Below are 22733 nucleotides of genomic sequence, written 5' to 3' on the forward strand. Positions count from 1 at the left end.
CTTCCGGTACGGCTACCTTGTTACGACTTAGCCCCAGTCACCAGTTTTACCCTAGGCCGATCCTCAACGGTTACGGACTTCAGGTACCCCCGGCTCCCATGGCTTGACGGGCGGTGTGTACAAGGCCCGGGAACGTATTCACCGCGCCATGGCTGATGCGCGATTACTAGCGAATCCAGCTTCACGGAGTCGAGTTGCAGACTCCGATCCGAACTGAGACATGGTTTGGAGATTTGCATCACATCGCTGTGTAGCAGCTCTTTGTCCATGCCATTGTAACACGTGTGTCGCCCCGGATGTAAGGGCCGTGCTGATTTGACGTCATCCCCACCTTCCTCACAGCTTACGCTGGCAGTCTCACTAGAGTCCTCAGCTTGACCTGTTAGTAACTAGTGATAAGGGTTGCGCTCGTTATGGCACTTAAGCCGACACCTCACGGCACGAGCTGACGACAACCATGCAGCACCTCGTAAAAAGCTATTACTAGAAAACCAGTTTCCTGGTCGGTCTTCTTACGTTCAAACCCGGGTAAGGTTCCTCGCGTATCATCGAATTAAACCACATGTTCCTCCGCTTGTGCGGGCCCCCGTCAATTCCTTTGAGTTTCACCGTTGCCGGCGTACTCCCCAGGTGGATTACTTAACGCTTTCGCTGTAGAGCTTACAATATATCGCAAACTCCTAGTAATCATCGTTTACTGCGTGGACTACCAGGGTATCTAATCCTGTTTGATACCCACGCTTTCGTGCTTCAGTGTCAGTTATGGTTTAGTAAGCTGCCTTCGCAATTGGAGTTCTGCGTGATATCTATGCATTTCACCGCTACACCACGCATTCCGCCTACCTCAAACATACTCAAGACGCCCAGTTTCAACGGCAATTTTATGGTTGAGCCACAAACTTTCACCGCTGACTTAAACATCCACCTACGCACCCTTTAAACCCAATAAATCCGGATAACGCTCGCATCCTCCGTATTACCGCGGCTGCTGGCACGGAGTTAGCCGATGCTTATTCAGAGGGTACATACAAAACAGGACACGTCCCGCACTTTATTCCCCTCTAAAAGAAGTTTACAATCCATAGAACCTTCATCCTTCACGCGACTTGGCTGGTTCAGGCTCTCGCCCATTGACCAATATTCCTCACTGCTGCCTCCCGTAGGAGTTTGGTCCGTGTCTCAGTACCAATGTGGGGGACCTTCCTCTCAGAACCCCTATCCATCGCCGACTTGGTGAGCCGTTACCTCACCAACTATCTAATGGAACGCATGCCTATCTATCAGCAATAAATCTTTAACAAATATTCCCATGCGGGACCCCTGTTTTATGCGGTATTAGTCCGACTTTCGCCGGGTTATCCCACTCTGATAGGTAAGTTGCATACGCGTTACTCACCCGTGCGCCGGTCGTCAGCGGGATATTGCTATCCCCTGCTACCCCTCGACTTGCATGTGTTAAGCCTGTCGCTAGCGTTCATCCTGAGCCAGGATCAAACTCTTCGTTGTTAATTTGTTTTTTATACCTTTGCTCAGAATCTCTAAATCTATTAAGTAATTGACGGTATTATTATTCTTTAAACAAACATCAATGTCTGTATAATACTTGTACTACTTGTTGTATGTAAATCTTTCAAAGAACTCGTGCGCTTTCTTTCGATTGCGGGTGCAAAGGTAAGGACTATTTTGAAACTAACAAATATTTCAGAAGAAATTTTTGAAAAAAGTTTCCCGAACATTTCAGGAGGTTGGACATTTTGCTTAGCCCGGCTAACCTCATCCCCTTCCTAAATTACCTTAAACCAATATTGTTATCAACCACTCTCGCTTGAATGCGGGGACAAAAGTAGTATTACCTTTTTTACTATCCAAATTTTTAAAGGGATTTTTTTAATGTTTTTATCTACATATTATATGCAAATACTGGAAATGAGTCAGGTAGCGATAATATATCTCAGCCTATCTTATTTCGTTCGGTTATTTTATGTTTTAATCTCTGCTTTCTTATATCATAGAAAACGATTATTACGTAAAAACAGATTCATAGTTATGACTTTTCAAAATCATTACGATGAATTGAATAAATCATTACGATGATTTTTTTTGACGTATGTAAATTTAAGTCATTATCTTTGTACATCTATACTTAATAAAAAACACGAAATAATGAGAAACAGCATTTTATTATTGGGATTTGGATTGTGTACGTTGCTTTCTTGTAAAGAAGTTCCGGCTCCTGCCCCCATTTTGCCGGTTCCCACGCCTGCACAAACAGAATGGCACAAAATGGAAACGTATGCATTTGTACACTTCGGGCTAAACACATTTAATGATCTGGAATGGGGATATGGCAATACGCCAGCTTCAACGTTCAACCCGACCGATCTGGACTGTGATCAATGGGCACGCACTATTAAAGCAGCCGGTCTGAAAGGTGTAATCCTGACTGCCAAACATCACGACGGCTTCTGCCTATGGCAAACAAAAACGACAGACTACAGTGTAAAAAACTCTCCTTGGAAAAACGGACAAGGAGATATGGTAAAGGAACTATCAGATGCGTGTCGGAAACACGGACTCAAATTCGGGATATATCTTTCTCCCTGGGATAGAAACAGCTCAAACTACGGCACCCCGGACTATGTGAAAAAATTTCATGCCCAAATGCATGAACTCGTCAGCAACTATGGCCCCTTATTCGAATACTGGTTTGACGGAGCAAATGGAGGAAACGGTTGGTATGGCGGTGCAGACGAAACCCGTTCTATCGATCCAAAGACATATTACAAATATGAAGAAGCCCGTGACACCATCAAGGCGCACCATCCTGATGTAATGATATTCGGAGGAACTGTCCCAGATATACGCTGGATCGGCAATGAAGAAGGATGGGCAGGTGATACTCAATGGAGTTTTTATTCATACGACAAAGAGACCAACTACCAGCAAAGCCAATGGGGTATGGAGGATGGCGATCAATGGCTTGGAGGCGAATGTGATGTATCGATACGTCCGGGTTGGTTTTATCATGCACGTGAAGATCATCAAGTAAAATCACTCGCCCATCTTGTAGACTTGTATTATCGCAGCGTTGGTCATAATACTAATTTCCTGCTGAACTTCCCAGTTGCATTAAACGGAAAAATCAGTCCACAGGACTCTATCCGGGCTATCGAATGGTATCAGACCATCCAAAATGACTTGAAAACAAATATACTGAAAGATTCCCGTATAGAAGCCAGCAACACTCGCGGGCAAAAATTCCGCGCCAGTTATGCGACAGACGGAGAATGGGACACATATTGGGCTACAGAAGATAACGTACACAACGGTTCTCTAACATTTACACTAGCTCATCCATCAGATGTAAACCGTATTATGATACAGGAATACATCCCACTAGGACAACGCGTAAAATCATTCAATATAGAATATGAGAAGGAAGGAATATGGCACCCGGTAGAGTCTGTCGATACAACTACCACGGTAGGTTATAAACGTATTGTACGCTTTCCAACAGTAAAAGCGAAAAAAATCCGTATCAACTTTACAGATTCGCGTGGTCCACTCTGTATTAATAATGTAGAAGCATTTTTGGCACCAGCCTTAATGACAGAGCCAGTTATTACCCGTAACCTGCATGGAGATGTAACAATTCTGGCCGGTGACAAAGTGGCAGAAATACACTATACAACAGATGGCTCAGAACCAACTAAAGACTCTCCTTTATATGAAGCACCATTTGCTTTTCGTCAGAAAGGAACTGTTAAGGCTATTTTATATGACGCTACATTCGGCAAAACCAGTCCTGTTTCTACCAAATTGTTGGACATTGCATCCGACAGTTACAAGGTTCTTTCTCCGAAAGACAAAAATACATCCCTGATATTTGACGGAAACGGCTACACCTCCTTCTACTTACCAAAAGGAAAGCAAGAGTTTACTGTACAACTTGATAAAGCATACAAAATAAGTGGTTTTCGTTATACCCCCAACCAGGGACGTGATGCCAGCGGACATATTGCAAGCTATCAGCTTTACATCGACAACCGGAAGGTAGCCGAAGGAGAGTTTTCGAATATAAAAGCCAATCCGATCGAACAGGAAATCCATTTCCCTGCAACCAACGGCCAACAAATACGTCTTGTCGCCACCCGCATTGTAGACGATTTGAAACAGGCGGGTATAGGTGAGTTTTCGGTGATAACAGAGTAATGGATAGCTCCCTGAATATTCATTTAACAAAGCCAATCTTCGGCCGCGGTTTATTCAGGGAGTTATTACGGTTTTGTAATCCAGCCAATGTTTCGTTAATCAACTCTAGCTGCATACGGGTATCATCGTTAATGTCATTGTAGTCGGCAAATACGTCGTCTATGTATTTTTTTAATTCCATTATCTGGTTTTCCAGTTCGTCTACTCTGTCAACCCGAGGTAGAACAACCAGCTGACGGATAGCCACAAATGCGCGTGTTACTAAAACACTGACTTGTACAGCTATTTTGCTACGTAATACACTCGCCAGCATTACTACCCCATGTTCTGTAAACGCCAAAGGAACAGCAGATTTAGGCCTTTTAGCTCTTGATGTCATCACAAATTGTGACGACATAGCGCCCCATTCCGCATCAGTCAACTGGAACATAAAATCTTCAGGAAATCGTTCTATATTACGTTTTACGGCCTGATTTAATACACGGGTTTCCACCTGATATATTTCCGCCAAGTCAAAGTCAAGCATAACCTTTTGCTCCCGTATTTCGTATATCTTGCTCTGTATCAATTGCAATTGTTCCATAGTCTCTGATTTTGATGTTAATATTTTTGCTACAACAAGGGCAAGTAATCCCAACTGAATTACTTTAATTATACACAAAAGTATGGATAATTATAATTAAAGAGAAATATTTACAAGAATTGAAACAAACAAAAACTACGGGACGCGTAAGTATATTAAGGAGAGAATATAAAAGAGAAGCAGCTACAACTTTCATTGTAACTGCTTTATTTTCAATCCGTGGTCCCACTTGGGCTTGAACCAAGGACTCCCTGATTATGAGTCAGGTGCTCTAACCAACTGAGCTATGGGACCTTTTCAGAGACTAGCTCTGAAATCGGATGCAAACTTATGAAACAATCTTGACTTATGCAAATGATTTGCATATTTTTTAAACAAACTACTTTATTTCCGGCCGATCTACTACAAAACGGCAAAAATCATGATACAACTTTTTATCCGTAGAATGAGATGATACACTCAACTTATACAGAGCATTATTACCCTGATAATAAGCCAAACGTTTGGTATCCCATATACCATTTTCACGGAAAGCATTCATATAATCATAAAGGCGATTGCCCCATTCATTCATTCCAACCAACACATTTTCATCAAACTCCACTTCCATATCCATCTCATTTTTGACCGCAATCTGGCAAGCTTCATCCAATCGATCATAAGGAACCGATTCATTAAAGAAATAATTGGGTTGGAGAAATGCGTAATTAAAACTCAAACCTTTCCACTCATTATAACCGTCCGACTTGAAATAAGGAATCCAGTTAAAGCTATATTTCAGTTCATTCAGATAAGCAGAAATATCACGGACAATGGCACGTGTATTAGTTGCTTCCTCTGCAATCCAGTAAAAGCCTGCCAACTCTACATTTTGCGGCATCAATTCCTTGAATTTTTTCCGAACATAATCAATATACCACTCACAGGCGGCAATACGATCTATAGAATAGGAAAAATCGAGCATCTTACCATCCTTTAGCGAGCCCCAATCCTTTTGTCCCTGTATAGGTTCGGGCAAACCTATCACAATACGGTGTTTTCTGGCAGGTTTTCCAATCCGGGGTATCGCATCGCCAATACATTTATCAAGTGCACCGACTGCAATTTTCGACTGGAAATAAAAGTCCGCCAAATCCATCCAATCTTTCTGAGTAGCCGGAGCATCTGTATATCCGGACGCAAACATCTTTCCCTTTCCATTATGAATTTCAAGGAATAAAAAACTGTCAAACAACCACTGTTCTTTTCCCGATTCATCCGTATAAGAAACATAAGGAACAAGATGTTCCTTATCCCATACAGTTGTCCGATGCGCACCGCCACCATAAATTAATACCATATCTTTGGTTGGCAACAAAGCCGTACGTTCCTTTTCCCAAGGATAATCTGATTCATCAACAGGGGGAGCAGGCACAGGTTCGGTATCATTCGTATCTCCACAGGAAGACACGAATAATATCAAACATATAATTAATGAGTATAATTTCATTTCGTCAAACCTTTTAGTTTTTTACTCTTTTGTCTTTCTGCAATACGTTTTGCCAATTCCATATATAACTGTTTATCTTCAATATCCTTAGAATGAAACAGATTATAGAAAGCCCTATCGCCCTGGTAATAAGCTATCGGGAACGAAGCAAATGCCCCACATTCATCAAAAGCATTAATATAGTCGGAAAGACGACTACCAAAGCCTCCATTCTTCAATGCTCTTTCATCAAATTCCATTTCGAGGCACATACCATTTTCGGCAGCCAGTTTACACGCTTGGTCAAGACGTTCGAAAGGAACTTTTTTATCAAAGAAATAATTAGGTTGCAAATAAGCTATATCGAAGCCTAAAGTTTTCCATTCCTGAAATCCATCGGATTTAAAGTAAGGAATCCAATTAAAATTGAAACCTTTAGAGCGAACATAGTCGCCAACATTATGTGCCAATGAACGGCTATTAGTTGCCTCTTCAGCAATCCAGTAGAAACCGGAAAGCTCCAAGTTGTCCAAATTAGCTTCATTAAACTTTTTAATGGCATAATTTACAAACCACTGACAAGCAGCCAAACGATCCTCACCATTCGAAAAGTCTATCACCTTTCCATCTATCTCTCCCCAATCTTTTTGATTTGGAATAGGTTCCGGCATGCCAATTACGACTTTTTTCTTTTCGAATTTTTTCGGATTGGCAGCACGTACTTCGCCAACACAATCATTCAAAGCACACACCATCTGCCCCGGCGTAAAATAATCATCCAGCAATTTTGTCCATTCTTGTCTGCGAGCTCCTTCTTTTTCATAATATGAAGCAAATCCCCTTCCCTGTCCGTTTTTAATTTCCAGGAAAAGATAACCATCAAACAACCATTGATTCTTTCCTTTACTATCTTTCATGGCCACATAAGGCTCAAACTGGCTTTTATCCCATGCCTTACGATGTGATCCTCCGGCATAAATCAACACCATATCACGGGCAAAGGGTTTTATTGCCAATATTGTTTCCGGCATTACACACAACATCATTACCAAACCTGCAATTACACTTAACAACTTCACATTCTTCATGATTATTAAATATTTTAATTAAAACTCCACTACAAATATAAAAAAAGAGTGTAACAAAAGGATTGTTCTCCTTTTATCACACTCTTAAAAACAACCTATATTACATATTATAACCCCATACATTCACTTCACAGAGAGAGAATGAGGTCGTCCCCCTATAATTTTCCAAACAACGAAGTCTCAGATAACGGACTTTTGGACTTTTATCTTTTTCGAAATAAAGATTATCGCCTTCACCGAAGTCTGTCAATCTGGAATTAGAATTATCTATGTCACCCAGTTTTGTCCATTCATCCCAATCTCCATTCTGAGAAGGGACACCATCACCTAAATAACCCCATAATTCATAACGCTTAGGGCATACATTTGTATATGCCCAATACAAACTGGCGCGAAAACGATACAGATTTATTGTTTCTCCAATGTCATAAGTAAATGAAGAAGGTGCATTTCCGGGATCACCACAAAGATAATTTCCATAATTAACTTCGTTATACGCTTCGGGTTTAGACATCCTCAATCCGTCCCACAACTTATCTATGTTTCCTTCAAGCACACGAGAATCATTGGATAATAAATGAGCTTTATGTTTGCTAACGTCAATCATTGTAAACTCCGGAATAGTAGCAGTCAATGTATAGGTAACATCTTTAAGCAAGTTGTTCACTACTACTTCATTTGGTTTCGTAAGATCCAATTTCAGAATCGTATCGGAAGGTGCAATCAATTTAGCCCGTTTGGCAATACTCAAATGCACATTAACATTGGATAAGCTCTGTAAATTTTTTAAACTCAATTCAATCGTTCTTGTTTTATCGGATATTACAGCCTGAACAGTCTCCGCTCCATCTTCAGCAGTAACGGCCTTGATAGGAGTCATTACCGGATTTACAGGAATAGATTCATCCATTCCTTCCTCTTCACAAGACGTAAAACAAAATACAGAATAGAGTATTACGCCTGATAATAAAATTATATTTTTCATAATCTGTTTCTTATTTAATATTACCACCAAGGATTCTGAACCAACGCTTTACTCTTTTCTATTTCTGTCTCAGGTATAGGGAACAAATAATAGGCTTTTTTAAATACGCGGGTTTCAAAAGGCACTCTCTTGTAGAAATCTGTAAATGCAAAACTGTTTGTATTAGCATCTCCAGCATTAATATCCATCCCGAACATACGTCCGCCATCACCAAACTTACGGTCTTTTGCTGCGCCGTCGTCCGGTGTATCGGCCAACCAACGACGACGGGTTGTAAAGTAACGGTCGCCTTCAAAACAAAGTTCAATCTGGCGTTCTCGGATTATATAATCACGCTGCGCTTCTTTGTTTCCGGTAATCTGAGGAGTGGCAATAAAAGCACTTGGCACACCGGCACGGCTACGGATCATATCCCAATATTTGCGTATATTCTGATTCCCCGGATCATATTCATTTAATGCTTCAATATAATTCAACAAAATCTGGGCATAGCGGATAAATACGTTTCCGTATTGCTGTGGGAAAACACGATCATACATATTTGCCATCGGGTCATTGTTTTTATATACCAGATAGCCCGTACGGGAGAAAAATGTATAAGAACCGGACTGGCGGGATTTACCTCCGTAATACAGCTCTGCGCGGGCATAACCATCTTGTTGGCCCGGTGAATTATAGAAATTACGCTTTTCTATATCGTCCGGTAAAGAAGGCATAATACGTTTATTATACAGAATAGAAGCATAAAAACGAGGTTCGCGGTTAGCATACATATTCCAGTCACCAGCCCAATGCCCCCAGGCTTCAGACTTACGGATATCTGATATCATCTGTTTGCGGCCTTCTTCCGTATTCACTTCACGATTATTTGGGTTCCAATGCTTGTTAGGGGCTGTAGAAAAGCCTTCTTCCACATAACCAGATGCCGGATCTTCAATCGGTTTTCCGTTCTCCATCAGAAATGCATCTACTATGCGTTGAGTAGCACCTACTCCACCCAATGTTTTAGGTCCGGGAAAAGTATGAATCATCCAGGCCTGTGTATTTGAACCTTCCGAACGGGCAAAAATGACTTCACAGTTCCAGTTGACCAAATGTACATCCACACATGACTTATAAGGATTAAACTCAGCATCTCCATTTTCATTATTTCTGTACAAACGTAGATTGGCTTCAGGATGTTGTTCCGAAATATCAATCACTTCACGGCTGGCAGCAGCAGCTCTGCGCCACTTATTTTCATCATACGTCGTATTTACCAATAAAGTCCCATCTTTATTTACAAAATCGGCATAATCTTTATTACCATTCCATTGCGGACTGGCAGCAAAAGTCAGAATTAATGACTTTACAGCTTTACAAACAATTTTGTTAGGCTTACCCATCCAATTGGTATTATCCTGCCAATGCAGTGGAAGATCTTTCTCCGCTTCATCCATCATCTCGCAAACATAATCTACACATTCATCAAACGGAGCACGTGCCATATTTGCAAAATCTGCGTCATTCGGTTGTTCTTCTTTAATCAAAACAACGGGGCCATATTGACGGATTAATAACCAATAATAATATCCTCTCAAGAACTTGACTTCTGCTTTATACTGCTTTTTCAAATCTTCACTCAATTCTCCACAGCGATCTACATTGTTTTCGAAGACAAAAGAAGCTCTAATGGCACGGTACCAGAGGGCATATTTATTATAGAAGTTACTTGAAGTTGTCCAGTTACCCAGATTAATATTATACGTATTATAAACTACCCACGACAAATCACACTCATCTGAGCATCCCAACCATGGATCATCCTGATGCAAATTATGCATTGGAATACCTGCATATACGTTTGCTAAATAACCTTCAGTCTCTATGCGCGAGCTCCAAACCATTTTATCTGTTTTCATATCATCGGGTTGTTTATCCAGATAATCTGCACATCCGGAAAACATAGTGAGAGCTGCAAATAAACCTATTATATAGTTTTTCATATCTGTATTATTTAAAATGAAGTTCTTACACCAAAATTAATCTTTCTCGGAAGCGGATATTTATTACCATTAGAAGTCCCCGTCTCCGGATCCCACATATCCCATTTGGAGAACAAGGCAACATTATTTGCCAACACATAAATACGCAAAGACTTCATGCCTATCGGCGCAATCCATTTTTTCTTAAAAGAATAGCCAACCTCCACATCTGCCAGACGTAGCAAACTACCATCATAGATAGTACGAGTAGAAGCTTGCCAGTTATTGGAAGAACGTCCGTTTGACAAACGAGGATAGAAAGCATTCGGATTGGGATTTTCAGGCGTCCAGCGATCTAAAGCCTTTTCAAATAAATTCCCTTTACCAACACCTTCATTAAACGGAATAAAAGTAGAACCTCCTAAAGCATAAGAGACATGAGCCTGCCCGCGGAAGAAAACACCAAAATCAAAACCGTTCCAGCTTAATTGCGTACCAAAACCATAATTAATTTCAGGGATAGAAGAATAACCAATAGGTACCTCATCCTCAATATCGACAATACCATCACCATTTACATCTTTGTATCTCACATCACCGGGACGAACTACTCCGAATTTTTGCTCTGGTGTAGAAGGATCATCAATTTCGGCCTGATCTTTAAATAACCCTAAAGCTATCAAACCAAACTGTTGTTTATAACGATTACCGGTTCTCATACGATAAGCCCATTTCTTTTCCGGCTCATCCATTTCAAGAATTTTATTACGCGTAAATGTGAAATTTCCGTATAAACGATAATCCACTTTACCCAAATGGTGACTAAATTCAAGCGTACCATCCACACCTTGGTTAGTCATAACACCCATATTAGCAAATGGCTGCTGATTTAAACCCGCAATAGCAGGTAAAGAGGCACGTTGGATAAGAATATCCGTTCTCTTTTCGTGGAAATAGTCGAAATCTAATGATATAGCATTATTAAACATCTTCAATTCTATACCTATATCTTTTTTCAAACCTTTTTCCCATGTCAGATTTTGAATACCAATCTGATCTTCTCCAACACCATTTATATATGAAGGATTCAAACCAAAAGACCAGCCACCCAATCCACTTCCATAAGTAGATAAATAACCGAAACGCATATTTTCCGGCAAAGATTCCGAACCAACCAAACCAACAGAACCCCTTATTTTTAATACATTGACAGATGGTATTTTCCAAAACGATTCGTTAGAGAGCAAATATCCTAAAGCTCCGGCAGGAAAGAAACCAAAACGATGTCCCTTGGGAAAGTTTTCAGAACCATTATATCCAAGATTAAACTCTGCAAAATATTTATCCTTGAAAGCATATGTTCCTCTAAAAGCCAGACCTTGTTTCTTATACGGCAAAGATTTAATAGAAGCACTCGCCGTACCATCCACATAGTCACGCTGATAATACATTACCATTCCACTCACACGGTGCATTTCTTTAAATAACTGATTATAATTAAACTGCAATTTCAATTCTTCTGCACGGTTATTAGAAGAACTGACATTATAACCCAAGAATTCCGAACCTTTATTTACTTCTGAGAATAATAAATTACCGGTTTCATCGTCTACGCCTGTCACAGCATACGTTGTAGACATTTTCCTGCGATTTTGAATAGACTGGCTATTGGAGTCAAATGAAAATGATCCTCTAAATTCCAATCCTTTCAACCAGAAAGACAAATCCTGAGTTAATACAATCTGGCTCATAATCTGTGTGCGAAATAGTTTATTATAACCGGATCCATATAGACGTTCAGCCGGATTTAATTCGCCCACCTGATTGGGAGCTCCCCATCCCCATTTTGTAGAACCGTCAGAGTTCGTACCGATAGGAAGCCGTACCGGACAAGAAAGCGGAGTAGATAAATATGTATAGTAATACAACATCTCAACTGGTGTATAATAAGTACCATACAACCATTCGTTTCCTACGCCAGGCTGGTGTGTATCTGTCAGATTAGCACCTAATTCAATGTTTAAATTAGTTGTTTTGGTTAAAGTAACATCCACATTGGAACGAAAATTATAACGGCGAAGAGTTACATTAGATTTATAATCATTTTCCTTACTATTTTTCAAATTACCATTATCTTCCAAAAAGCTGGCACTAATATAATAACGAGCTCTCTCACCTCCACCCCGAATATTAAGAGAGGCATTCATATTAGAAGAATACTTCTTAAAAACTTCATCTATCCAATTCACATTCGGATAAAGGAAACGGTTTGCATTGTTACGTAAATTTTCAATATAGTCTTGTGAATAATTTTCCTGCCCGAATGCTTCATTATATAACATTGCATAATCTGCTCCGCCCAAAAGTTTCGGCAAATTAGGCAGATCGGAAGTTCCATATTCAAATTTAGCTTCTACCGACGGTGCTTGTGCAACACCTTTACGGGTTGTAACCAAAACAACGCCATTTGCTGCACGTACACCATACACGGCAGTTGCAGATGCATCTTTTAAAATAGAAATGGATTCTACTTCTTCAATGGACAAATCAGACATATCACGTTCAACGCCATCAACCAGCATCAATGGTTTCTGATTAGCTCCAAACGAAGAAATACCACGAACCCAGAAATCGGCATTATCTTGCCCAGGCTCACCTGAGCGCTGCACAACAACAGCACCCGCAATACGTCCCGAAAGTGCTGAAGTCAACGAACGTTGGGGTATTTTCATATTTTCAATAGGAGCGGCAGCTATAGATCCAATCACACTAGCTTTACGCTGTTTACCCATACCAACAACAACTGCTTCATCCAGCTCCTGTACATCTTCTTTCAAAACAATGTCCAATGAGGGATTTTTACCAACCGGCACTTCCTGCAATTTAAATCCGATATAAGAAAACTGAAGAATATCTCCTTTTTGAGCCTTGATTACATAATAACCATTCACATCGGATACAACTCCACTTGTAGAGCCTTTAATTACAATATTAACACCGGGAAGTCCCTGCCCTGTAATATCAGAAATTTTACCTCGCACAGTATTATCATCCTGATGCGTCACCGATTTTTCGGGAACATCCGTTTTCTTATAAAGAATAATATGCGAGCCTTCTATACGATAATTCAATTCTGAATTAGACAGCAAAATGCCCAATACATTATCTAAACTTTCTTTTTGAGCATGAACAGAAACACTTTCTTGCAGATTTATTTCATCATCCCTGAACCAGAATGAATAATTACTCTGTTTTTTTACTGCATCCAAAGCCTTTTCCAATGTGACATTATTCAGCGCCAGAGAAATTCTGACATTTTGGGAATGAACATCAGCTGCAGATACAGTAAACAAGGAAAGCAAACAGAATATAAATGTCAATCTCATAACACTAAATAACTTACCACACCCACCTAGACACACAGGTAGATACAGGATGTGCTTTTTTTCCATAACTTTGTACTGATTTTAAATTAAACTTTTTGTGATTTAAATCTTAAAGGTCAGAAGACTGGCGGGTTTTCTGGCCTTTTTTATAGACTTCACGAACTAGGTTGAATCTTTCATAATTATACTTTTAAACAGGTTAACAACTTTAGCATCTTATTTCTCGTATACAAAAACCGAGTCATTTTTGATATTATATCTTATCCGGTTGTCCCAGGATATGATATGAAGTATCTCTTCCAAACTATCCGTAGACTTAAACTGTCCGGTAAAAGTTATCTTCTTTAAATTGTTGGAAGCTATAACAAATTCTTTTTTAAAATGACGTCCGAGAATAGCAGCAATTTCATTGAAGTTATTTTTCTCAAAATAAATTTCTCCTTTTAACCAGGAAGTATACGGATCAGTCTCTATTTGACGTTTTAAAAACTTATTGTTTTCCTTATTAAATAAAAGCTGTTCGCCCGGTACCAAGACAGCTTCTTCCATTTTATTTTCCAAATCCCGCACACCAACCTGTCCTTCAAGCAAAGTTACTGCAGTATTTAACGATTCATTATACGACTGAACATTAAACTTTGTTCCATAAACACAAACTTTCAATGCTTCACAGGTAACAATAAACGGATGATCCGAATCATGCGTTACTTCAAAATAAGCTTCACCTGATAAGTTTATATTTCGATTCTTACAAAAAGCTGAATTATATTCAATTGCAGAACCTGCATTTAATATCACTTTAGATTTATCTGGTAAAATCAATTCTTTCGTTTCGCCATTCATAACCTCAACCCGGACTAAGTCTCCTGATGAATTTATGTCATGCAAATAAAAAAATGCTCCCACAGACACTAGAACAGCAACTACTGCAGCCACAGATATCAGTTTCACAAATATTGAATGGCGTCGGGCTCCTTTGATTTTATGAATAACGCGACTTCTAATATCTTCTTTCAATTCCTCTGCTACCGATTCAACAGACGAAGAAATTTGAATCCGTTTAGTAAAACGGCTTTCCTCTTCTGTATTTTTCATTATTTCTTTCACAAAACACCTCCTTTTTATATAGAGGAGTCATGCTTTAAAAAAAAGGTTTAAAAGAAATCGATATTTTTATCAATTATTTTACAAAACGATAAAAATAGTATCGCCAGATCAATATCCGGATAGTATTTGCGCATTTGTTCTACAATCTTTTTTACTGCAATTCGAGCTTGTACATGGACAGTACTTTCTGCCAGACCAAGTATCTCAGCTATTTCCCGATACTTAAGTCCATCCCTACGGGACATCATAAAAATAATACGGCTTTTTTCCGGAAGGTCATTGATTACTTCGGTTAACATTTGCTCTATTTCACTTGTCAAAAGGTCATTTTCGGGATTATCGTCCAATTGTTCCACAGACATGGGGATCTGATCCAGCATTACATACTTAGACGAAGAGTTATTATTCAAATAACGGTAACATGCATTTTTGGCAATAATATAAAGGTACAATTCAATATTTGTAATCTCGGGCAATCTTTTCTTCGATTTCCAAACAGAAAGAAAGACATCAGAAACTACTTCACGACAAGCTTCCTTATTACGAAGAAAACAATAACAGAAACGAAAAGTCTTTGTATAATAGCAATCATAGAATTGGTTAAATGCAATCATGTTGTCTTCCGACACTTTTTGCAAAAGGTTTCTTATTTTATCTGTATCTTTCATGAAATAAGATTAACATAGGGCAGAATTTGAAATATTCTGCCCTTTTCCATTTAAATGGAAAAATTATTTTTCTGCAACTTCTTTTGCGGCAAACTCCATTAAGTATGATTTAATAAAACCATCTATTTTACCATCCATTACAGCATTAACATCAGAAGTTTGATAATTGGTACGATGATCTTTTACCCGGCGATCATCAAAAACATAACTACGAATCTGTGATCCCCATTCTATTTTTTTCTTTCCGGCTTCAATCTTTGCCCGCTCAGCCATACGATGTTGCAATTCTTTATCATAAAGAATTGAGCGCAATTGACGCATTGCATTTTCACGGTTTTTAGGTTGATCACGCGTTTCCGTATTTTCAATTAAAATTTCTTCTTCCTCTCCTGTATACGGGTCCTTGAACTGATAACGCAAACGTACTCCGGATTCAACCTTATTAACATTCTGCCCACCTGCTCCTCCTGAACGGAATGTATCCCAGGAAATAGCAGCTTGATCAATCTTCACCTCTATTGTATCATCCACCAAAGGAGTTACAAATACAGAAGCAAAAGAAGTCATCCGCTTCCCTTGTGCATTATAAGGAGATACACGTACCAGACGATGGACACCATTTTCACTTTTCAGATAACCATAAGCATAATCGCCTTCAATATTAATGGTTGTCGTTTTTATACCCGCTTCATCGCCTTCCTGATAATTGGCAATAGATATCTTATAGTTATTGTTTTCTGCCCAACGCATATACATACGCATTAACATAGAAGCCCAATCCTGACTTTCGGTTCCTCCGGCTCCCGAGTTAATCTTGAGTACACAACTCATTTGGTCTGCTTCGTCACGAAGCATATTACGAAATTCCAAATCTTCTATTAACCGAATGGCTTTACTATATGCCTGGTCTACTTCCTCTTCCGTAATAATTTCTTCCTTTACGTAGTCATACGACAGTTGTAACTCTTCCGCAGCACTTTGAACTTCATTATATAACTCAATCCACTTTTTCAGTTCTTTTACCTTTTTCATCTGGGCTTCAGCACGTTTGGCATCTTCCCAAAATTCAGGATCATGGGTACGAAGTTCTTCTTCCTCTAACTGGATGGTCTTGCCATCTATGTCAAAGATACCCCCTCAGCGCCCGCTGACGCTCCAACACATTACTTAGTTGGTCTGATGTTATCATATTTATGTTATTATTATTTTCTACAAAGATAAGTATTAAGTCAACACCCGGCAACCCTATTATTCCTGATACATGGCCTCGATCTGTTCCGCATATTTCTTTGCTACGACCGGACGACGTAATTTAAGGGTATCGGTAAGCTCACGGCCTTCCATTGTAAACGGTTGTGATAATAAAGTAAAACGTTTAATTCGTTCATAAGAAGCCAGATTCTTCTGGTGTTCTTCAATTCGAGACTCTATTAATCGAATTATATCTTTATTGCTCATCAAATCTTCACGGTTTTCATATCGAATACCTTTTTGTTCTGCATACTGCTCCAATAAAGAGTAAACCGGTACAATCAAAGCACTAACAAACTTTCTCTGGTCGCCTATAACAGCAATCTGTTCTATATATTTATCGCTGCTCATCAACATTTCAATAGCCTGCGGGGCGACATATTTACCATTGGAAGTTTTATATAAATCTTTAATTCGTTCTGTAAATAACAGCACATTGCCTTCCAACCGGCCAGCATCTCCTGTCCGGAAAAAACCATCTTCAGTAAAAGATTTCGCATTCTCTTCAGGTTTATTATAATAACCGGAAGTTACTGTTTTTCCTTTTACCAGTATCTCATTATTAGCTTCGTCTATTTTAACCTGTATATCCGGCATAATAGTTCCTATAGAACCAAATATAAATCCTTCTTCGGGATAAAAACAAACGGTTGCAGTCGTTTCACTTAATCCGTATCCATAACGGATCGGAATATTAACAGATTGCAAAAATTCATTAACTTCATCGGATAAAGGAGCTCCGGCGACAGGGAAGAAGCGCCCGCGATCTATACCTAAAACCTTTTTTAAGAGCGTGAAAACAGTTTTATCATAAAAAGCAAACTTCGTACTAAGTCCGCATGGTGCTTTCAATCCTTTATTTTTATATTCTAAATTATACAAACGTCCGGTTTCTATCGCATCCAAAAAGATTTTCTTCATGAACGGAGACGAAGAATTAATTTTCTCATGAACTCCTACATAAACTTTTTCCCAAAAACGGGGAACATTGCACATTAAAGTAGGACGTACCTCCACCAAAGTCTTTTGAATCATTTTTGGGTCCAAATTAATTGCAACTTTCACACCTTTATGCAAACAATAATATACCCACGCTTTTTCAAAAATATGGGTCAATGGGAGAAAACACATTGAAGTATCTTTATCTGTAACCATTGGCAAACGGATATCATGGATACGCATTGCTTCCAAATAATTAGAATGATGAAGCATCACTCCCTTGGATTCCCCCGTTGTACCTGACGTATATATTATCGTAGCCAGATCTTCCGGAGTAGCTCCGTTCATACGGATTTTCACAGCAGATGCAGCATGAGTATTATCCCCAAGACGCAAAAAGTCATCAAAATAAACAGATGTTTTATCCTCCGGGTTCAACTTTACGGAAGAATCAAAAATAATTATACGCTTTAATATGGCAGATTCTTTTTGAACTTTAAATGCATTATTGTATTGTAATTGCTCACCGACAAAAAGAGTACGGATATTAGCATCATTAATAATATATTCAATCTGTGCAGGAGAATTGGTTGCATACATCGGCACAGATACAATCCGATTTGTATAAGCTCCAAAATCGGTATATAAGCATTGAGGCATATTCTGAGAATAGACACCAATATTTTCCTGTACTTCTATTCCAAACTCAGCCATAGCTTCAGCAGTCAGCATAACTTTATCGGCAAATTCTCTCCATGAGATTTTCAACCATTTCCCGCTTGCATTATCTCTGTATTTAAGAGCTGTACGCGAACCATATTTTTCAGCTTGCCGCTGTATCAACTCGGCATAATGATAATAAATCATAACCCTTTATTTTGTATTGTTGACGCAAAAATAAGCTTTTATATTCTAAAAGACATAGGTTTACTTCTATTTTTACACAGATCAATCTATTTTGTGCAACAATTATAGTCTATTAATGATAATCGGTTCCAAATTGTTTTATACCTGAAAAACAAATGCTTCATACTAGAGAAACAAACACAGAAAACGTCACCAAATAATAGTAGATAATAAACAATAACACTTCTCATATTGTTAAAAGAGCATAAACTACAGTAGTATGTATTGCATAGTACACAGGCATTACATATTTTTGTAACATAAAACAATAAACAATGAATGCAGAGAACGTAAAATCACAAATGAGGAAGGGGACATTGGAATATTGCATTCTACTACTCCTCAAAAAAGAGCCGGCTTACACCTCTGACATAATTCAGAAGTTACAAGAAGCAAAACTGATTGTTGTAGAAGGTACATTATATCCTCTTTTAACTCGCTTAAAAAACAGCGAACTTTTAAGTTATCAATGGATAGAATCAACTCAGGGGCCTCCTCGCAAGTATTACCAGTTAACAGAAAAAGGCATTGTCTTCCTTGGAGAACTGGAAACTTCCTGGCAGGAATTAAATGATACAATAAACCACATTAGAAACAATTAAAAATAAAGACAATGAAGAAGACGCTTACTGTTAATCTGGGAGGAACGGTTTTCCACATTGACGAAGATGCATATCAGTTATTAGACAAATATTTGTCTAATCTCCGGGTCCACTTCAATAAAGAAGAAGGAACCGATGAAATTATGGGAGACTTTGAAATGCGTATTTCAGAGTTACTGAGCGAGCGTGTCCGGCTGGGCTATAATGTTATCACAATAGAGAATGTAGAAGAAGTGATAAAGCGCATGGGTAAACCCGAAGAAATCTTTGAAGAAGAGGAAGAAAAAAGCAAAGAAGAGCCCAAAGCCCGTCCAATGCAAGAACATCAGGCCTACACTGAAAAGAAAAGACTCATGCGTGATCCGGACAATCGCGTATTAGGAGGAGTAGCTGGCGGTATTGCTGCTTATATGGGTTGGGACGTAACAGCTGTCCGTTTAGCTATGATTATTCTTCTTCTCATACCTTATGCGCCAATAGTAATTATTTATATCATTCTTTGGATTGTCATGCCTGTTGCACATACTGCTGCCGATAAATTAATTATGCGTGGAGAAAGTGTTACATTGGAAAATATAGGAAAAACTGTTACTGATGGTTTTGAAAAAGTAAGTAATAATGTAAATGACTACATCAGCTCCGAACAACCCAGAAATTTCTTCCAGAAATTAGCTGATGCATTTGTTATGATTATCGGTTTTATACTCAAATTTTTCACTATACTAATAGGTATTATCTTATTACCGGTACTTTTATTAGTTATATTTATTCTGGTTATAGTAACAATTGCACTCGCAGCCGGAGGAGCCGGCTTTATCTATCATTTATCACCATTCGGAATGGATTTATACAATGGAGCTCCTATCCCATTAGTTATTTTAGGATGCCTGGGAACGATTTTATTGATTGGTATTCCGGTATTTTCTTTGGTATACACTATATGCGGACAGTTATTTAAAGCAAAACCATTACCAACACAAGCCAAATGGGCTTTATTAGTATTATGGATCATTTCAATGTTAATTTGCGGTATCTATCTATATTACACCAATATTAATGGATGGAACACGTTATTTTGGGACAATCTTTCCATTCATATATAATACAATTTCGTTAAAATAAATAATTTTCATAGTTATAATTGTGCGTTAAAAAAAGGAAGGCCGCTCTGTCTCAGAGGGGCCTTCTTCCAAGGTTAACAAATTTATGAGTAAAAACCACTAATGAATCTAATTTAGCCTATTTGCAAGTCCTAATAAACATAGCTTACATAATAGAGATTACAAATATAATAATCTTATTTAGAAATTAAAATAAATATTTCTTATTTATACTCTTTCTGAATTTTAGCCGCAATTTCTGCTAACTTTTCCTGGGATATTTCCAGCTTCTTTCCACCAAAATACATATCCGATTCTTTTGTAATAGGAATCAAATGAATATGGGCATGGGGAACTTCCAACCCCATAACAGCCAGCCCTACTCGTTTACAGGCTATAGCAGATTCTTGCGCATGAGCAACCCGTTTAGCAAATGCCATCATTCGGCCGAGCATGGGATCGTCAATATCAAAAATATAATCAACTTCTTTTTTCGGAATTACTAACGTATGCCCTAAAGCTACCGGATTTATATCCAGAAAAGCAAAAAATTCGTCATTCTCTGCCACTTTATGGCACGGAATCTCTCCTGCTACTATTCTGCTGAATATCGTTGCCATTGCCTTTTATGATTAAATTGATATGTCCATAATTTCGAAACTCATTATACCAGACGGTACTTTTATTTCAACAATATCACCCACTCTCTTGCCCATTAAACCCTGAGCTATAGGAGTACTTACAGCAATCTTACCTTCTTTCAGATTCGCCTCCGAATCTGACACCAGCATATATGTCATTACCGCATTATTCTTCGTATTTTTTATCTTTACTTTATTCAAAATCTGAATTTCTTCTGTCTGCACACGAGATTCATCAATCAAACGGGCATTAGAAATCAATGATTTTAATTGAGCCAACTTTGCCTCCATTATTCCTTGGGCCTCTTTAGCTGCATCATATTCTGCATTTTCAGACAAATCGCCTTTGTCTCTCGCTTCAGCTATTTGTGCAGAGATTTCAGGACGTTTCACGGTTTCAAGATAGTTGATCTCTGCCAAAATCTTGTTATAACCTTCCTCTGTCATATAACTAACAGCCATATTAAATCCTCCTTAAATTTTTATTTTAACAAATTTATTTACGACATAATAAAAAAAGAATCCCGACCAGTACCTGGCCGGAACTCCTCTTCTTATTTCATTAACACTTTACAAAAGTACGCTTTTTTTTCAAGACATACAACTTTCCGAAAGTGCTTTACAACATATCTACTTGATTGTTTACTAAGAATTTCACAGAACCGACTTCACATCAGATTCTAATTTTTTCACATCATCAACACGTTTTACCAAATTACCTTTCCGGTCTAAAATAAATATTGCAGGTAGTTGTTTCACATTATATAAACCGGCAATTTGAGAATAAACCGATTGCGGATCACGCACACATATCCATGGAAGATTTGAAGCACCGTTTTTCCAGAAATGAGAATCGCTATCCAGAGAAATCTGATATATTTCCAATCCCTTATCATGGTATTTAGTGTACAAATCTCCCAACTCCATATTTAACGCAGGAGACCATTCAGTCTGAAAAGCCGTAAAATTAATCAACACCGGCCTGTCTTTAGCAATCTCTGAAAGCTTAACAACATTACCACGAACGTTGGGCAATGCTATATCCACGAAACTTATTTCATTTGCTTCTACATTATTCAATATCACAGGGCGTTGGGCACGAATTACCTTTATAGATTGCAATGCTAAATTATGAAGATGTTTCGAGCGGGGACTTTCCGGATAATAATGATCAAAGCTAGTAGCAACCGCACCATAAGCTTTAGAATCCTTCTTGTCATATAAATCGAAGAATAATAAGCCATCTACCTGCTGAAATAAAGCAAAATAAGCCGCAGCCGACATCGGGGCGGAATAAATATACTTAAATGCCACATCTTTATATGCATTTGCCGCAGCCAGAACCTTGTCCCTGTATGTAGTATCTGCTAATTGTTTCGCTTCATATTCTTTACGTAAACGACCTATTATCTGATTTGCATCCAATTGAGCCAGAGTAATAGCTTTCATCGCTTTACAATTTTCAGAACCATCGACAGTATAAGAGGTTGCAAATGTACCTGCATCAGCAGCAATTGTAATAGTTTCCGTTGAATCTACAGAAAAGTTAATCAATTGATTATTTAATCTCAGTTGATAAAAATCAGGAAAAGCAGGACGGGGTTTCGAAAACTTGAATTTACCGGAAGCAGTCAATTTTACCGAATCCAGTAAAGTAACATTTGATATGCCTACATTCTCCAAATACATTATCTGGCCATCAGCACCCGCTACCACACCTTTCACCGTAAATTCAGATTTATTACAAGACGTAAATAAAAATGACATCACACAGAGCACAACCAGCAATTTAGTAGATATTTGTTTCATTGCTTTTTATATCTATATATATTT

Annotated in this window: 16 protein-coding genes, 1 tRNA gene and 1 rRNA gene (1 of these 18 running past the window's edge); 3 read left to right on the forward strand and 15 right to left on the reverse strand. The window is 38.5% G+C overall.

Annotated features, from left to right (window positions below; translation table 11 throughout):
• Positions 1–1506, reverse strand: a 16S ribosomal RNA gene (locus tag CTY47_RS10025) (it extends 22 nt beyond the left edge of the window).
• Between the two features lie 657 nt (positions 1507–2163).
• Here CTY47_RS10025 and CTY47_RS10030 point away from each other — a divergent pair.
• The gene (locus CTY47_RS10030) at positions 2164–4212 is read left to right on the forward strand and encodes an alpha-L-fucosidase (protein ID WP_099464611.1); all 2049 of its coding nucleotides are present in this window, start codon (positions 2164–2166) and stop codon (positions 4210–4212) included.
• A gap of 19 nt (positions 4213–4231) precedes the next feature.
• Here CTY47_RS10030 and CTY47_RS10035 read toward each other — a convergent pair whose 3' ends face one another.
• From CTY47_RS10035 to CTY47_RS10085, 11 genes are all read right to left on the reverse strand, one after another.
• Positions 4232–4795 carry an ORF6N domain-containing protein gene (locus tag CTY47_RS10035; protein ID WP_099464876.1) on the reverse strand — a complete coding sequence of 188 codons (564 nt, stop codon included), beginning with the start codon at positions 4793–4795 and terminating at the stop codon, positions 4232–4234.
• A gap of 220 nt (positions 4796–5015) precedes the next feature.
• Positions 5016–5089, reverse strand: a tRNA-Ile gene (locus tag CTY47_RS10040).
• A gap of 85 nt (positions 5090–5174) precedes the next feature.
• Positions 5175–6284: a DUF4855 domain-containing protein gene (locus CTY47_RS10045; protein WP_099464612.1), complete on the reverse strand. Its 1110-nt coding sequence runs from the start codon at positions 6282–6284 to the stop codon at positions 5175–5177.
• Complete coding sequence (locus CTY47_RS10050; protein ID WP_099464613.1) at positions 6281–7351, reverse strand: DUF4855 domain-containing protein; 1071 nt, start codon at positions 7349–7351, stop codon at positions 6281–6283. The genes CTY47_RS10045 and CTY47_RS10050 overlap by 4 nt, the downstream gene beginning before the upstream one ends.
• A gap of 100 nt (positions 7352–7451) precedes the next feature.
• Positions 7452–8336, reverse strand: coding sequence for a DUF5000 domain-containing lipoprotein (locus CTY47_RS10055; protein ID WP_099464614.1), 885 nt, complete (start codon positions 8334–8336; stop codon positions 7452–7454).
• Between the two features lie 20 nt (positions 8337–8356).
• Positions 8357–10321, reverse strand: coding sequence for a RagB/SusD family nutrient uptake outer membrane protein (locus tag CTY47_RS10060; RefSeq protein WP_099464615.1), 1965 nt, complete (start codon positions 10319–10321; stop codon positions 8357–8359).
• Between the two features lie 11 nt (positions 10322–10332).
• A complete protein-coding gene (locus CTY47_RS10065) occupies positions 10333–13686 on the reverse strand; it encodes a TonB-dependent receptor (RefSeq protein WP_158228526.1) in 3354 nt (1117 codons plus the stop codon).
• Between the two features lie 216 nt (positions 13687–13902).
• On the reverse strand, positions 13903–14781 hold the full coding sequence (locus CTY47_RS10070; RefSeq protein ID WP_099464617.1) for a FecR family protein: 879 nt from the start codon (positions 14779–14781) through the stop codon (positions 13903–13905).
• A 59-nt stretch (positions 14782–14840) separates the two neighbouring features.
• Complete coding sequence (locus tag CTY47_RS10075; protein WP_099464618.1) at positions 14841–15461, reverse strand: RNA polymerase sigma-70 factor; 621 nt, start codon at positions 15459–15461, stop codon at positions 14841–14843.
• A gap of 63 nt (positions 15462–15524) precedes the next feature.
• A protein-coding gene (gene prfB / locus CTY47_RS10080; protein ID WP_143813372.1) for a peptide chain release factor 2 occupies positions 15525–16650 on the reverse strand; the annotation gives its coding sequence in 2 pieces (ribosomal slippage) (positions 15525–16586 and positions 16588–16650; 1125 coding nt in all).
• Between the two features lie 59 nt (positions 16651–16709).
• A complete protein-coding gene (locus CTY47_RS10085; RefSeq protein WP_099464620.1) occupies positions 16710–18518 on the reverse strand; it encodes an AMP-dependent synthetase/ligase in 1809 nt (602 codons plus the stop codon).
• A 314-nt stretch (positions 18519–18832) separates the two neighbouring features.
• Between CTY47_RS10085 and CTY47_RS10090 the strand changes: the two genes are divergently transcribed.
• Both CTY47_RS10090 and CTY47_RS10095 read left to right on the forward strand, forming a co-directional pair.
• On the forward strand, positions 18833–19159 hold the full coding sequence (locus tag CTY47_RS10090; RefSeq protein WP_099464621.1) for a PadR family transcriptional regulator: 327 nt from the start codon (positions 18833–18835) through the stop codon (positions 19157–19159).
• An 11-nt stretch (positions 19160–19170) separates the two neighbouring features.
• A complete protein-coding gene (locus CTY47_RS10095) occupies positions 19171–20262 on the forward strand; it encodes a PspC domain-containing protein (protein ID WP_099464622.1) in 1092 nt (363 codons plus the stop codon).
• 221 nt (positions 20263–20483) lie between these two features.
• Here CTY47_RS10095 and CTY47_RS10100 read toward each other — a convergent pair whose 3' ends face one another.
• The 3 genes from CTY47_RS10100 to CTY47_RS10110 form a co-directional block, all read right to left on the reverse strand.
• Complete coding sequence (locus tag CTY47_RS10100; protein ID WP_099464623.1) at positions 20484–20879, reverse strand: HIT family protein; 396 nt, start codon at positions 20877–20879, stop codon at positions 20484–20486.
• A 12-nt stretch (positions 20880–20891) separates the two neighbouring features.
• Entirely contained in the window at positions 20892–21362 is a 471-nt protein-coding gene (gene greA, locus CTY47_RS10105) for a transcription elongation factor GreA (protein ID WP_099464624.1), read from the reverse strand.
• A 192-nt stretch (positions 21363–21554) separates the two neighbouring features.
• On the reverse strand, positions 21555–22709 hold the full coding sequence (locus CTY47_RS10110) for a TlpA disulfide reductase family protein (RefSeq protein ID WP_099464625.1): 1155 nt from the start codon (positions 22707–22709) through the stop codon (positions 21555–21557).
• Between the last annotated feature and the right edge of the window lie 24 nt (positions 22710–22733).

The sequence above is a fragment of the Parabacteroides provencensis genome, assembly GCF_900232875.1.
Lineage (GTDB): Bacteria > Bacteroidota > Bacteroidia > Bacteroidales > Tannerellaceae > Parabacteroides > Parabacteroides chinchillae.

Bases quoted from the DNA above. Each gene is read 5' to 3' on its own strand.
- CTY47_RS10070 (WP_099464617.1), bottom strand. From the start codon at position 14,781: ATGAAAAATACAGAAGAGGAAAGCCGTTTTACTAAACGGATTCAAATT.
- CTY47_RS10075 (WP_099464618.1), bottom strand. From the start codon at position 15,461: ATGAAAGATACAGATAAAATAAGAAACCTTTTGCAAAAAGTGTCGGAA.
- CTY47_RS10050 (WP_099464613.1), bottom strand. From the start codon at position 7,351: ATGAAGAATGTGAAGTTGTTAAGTGTAATTGCAGGTTTGGTAATGATG.
- CTY47_RS10095 (WP_099464622.1), top strand. From the start codon at position 19,171: ATGAAGAAGACGCTTACTGTTAATCTGGGAGGAACGGTTTTCCACATT.
- greA (WP_099464624.1), bottom strand. From the start codon at position 21,362: ATGGCTGTTAGTTATATGACAGAGGAAGGTTATAACAAGATTTTGGCA.
- CTY47_RS10055 (WP_099464614.1), bottom strand. From the start codon at position 8,336: ATGAAAAATATAATTTTATTATCAGGCGTAATACTCTATTCTGTATTT.
- CTY47_RS10110 (WP_099464625.1), bottom strand. From the start codon at position 22,709: ATGAAACAAATATCTACTAAATTGCTGGTTGTGCTCTGTGTGATGTCA.
- CTY47_RS10060 (WP_099464615.1), bottom strand. From the start codon at position 10,321: ATGAAAAACTATATAATAGGTTTATTTGCAGCTCTCACTATGTTTTCC.
- CTY47_RS10030 (WP_099464611.1), top strand. From the start codon at position 2,164: ATGAGAAACAGCATTTTATTATTGGGATTTGGATTGTGTACGTTGCTT.
- CTY47_RS10065 (WP_158228526.1), bottom strand. From the start codon at position 13,686: ATGAGATTGACATTTATATTCTGTTTGCTTTCCTTGTTTACTGTATCT.
- CTY47_RS10045 (WP_099464612.1), bottom strand. From the start codon at position 6,284: ATGAAATTATACTCATTAATTATATGTTTGATATTATTCGTGTCTTCC.
- CTY47_RS10090 (WP_099464621.1), top strand. From the start codon at position 18,833: ATGAATGCAGAGAACGTAAAATCACAAATGAGGAAGGGGACATTGGAA.
- CTY47_RS10035 (WP_099464876.1), bottom strand. From the start codon at position 4,795: ATGGAACAATTGCAATTGATACAGAGCAAGATATACGAAATACGGGAG.
- CTY47_RS10085 (WP_099464620.1), bottom strand. From the start codon at position 18,518: ATGATTTATTATCATTATGCCGAGTTGATACAGCGGCAAGCTGAAAAA.
- CTY47_RS10100 (WP_099464623.1), bottom strand. From the start codon at position 20,879: ATGGCAACGATATTCAGCAGAATAGTAGCAGGAGAGATTCCGTGCCAT.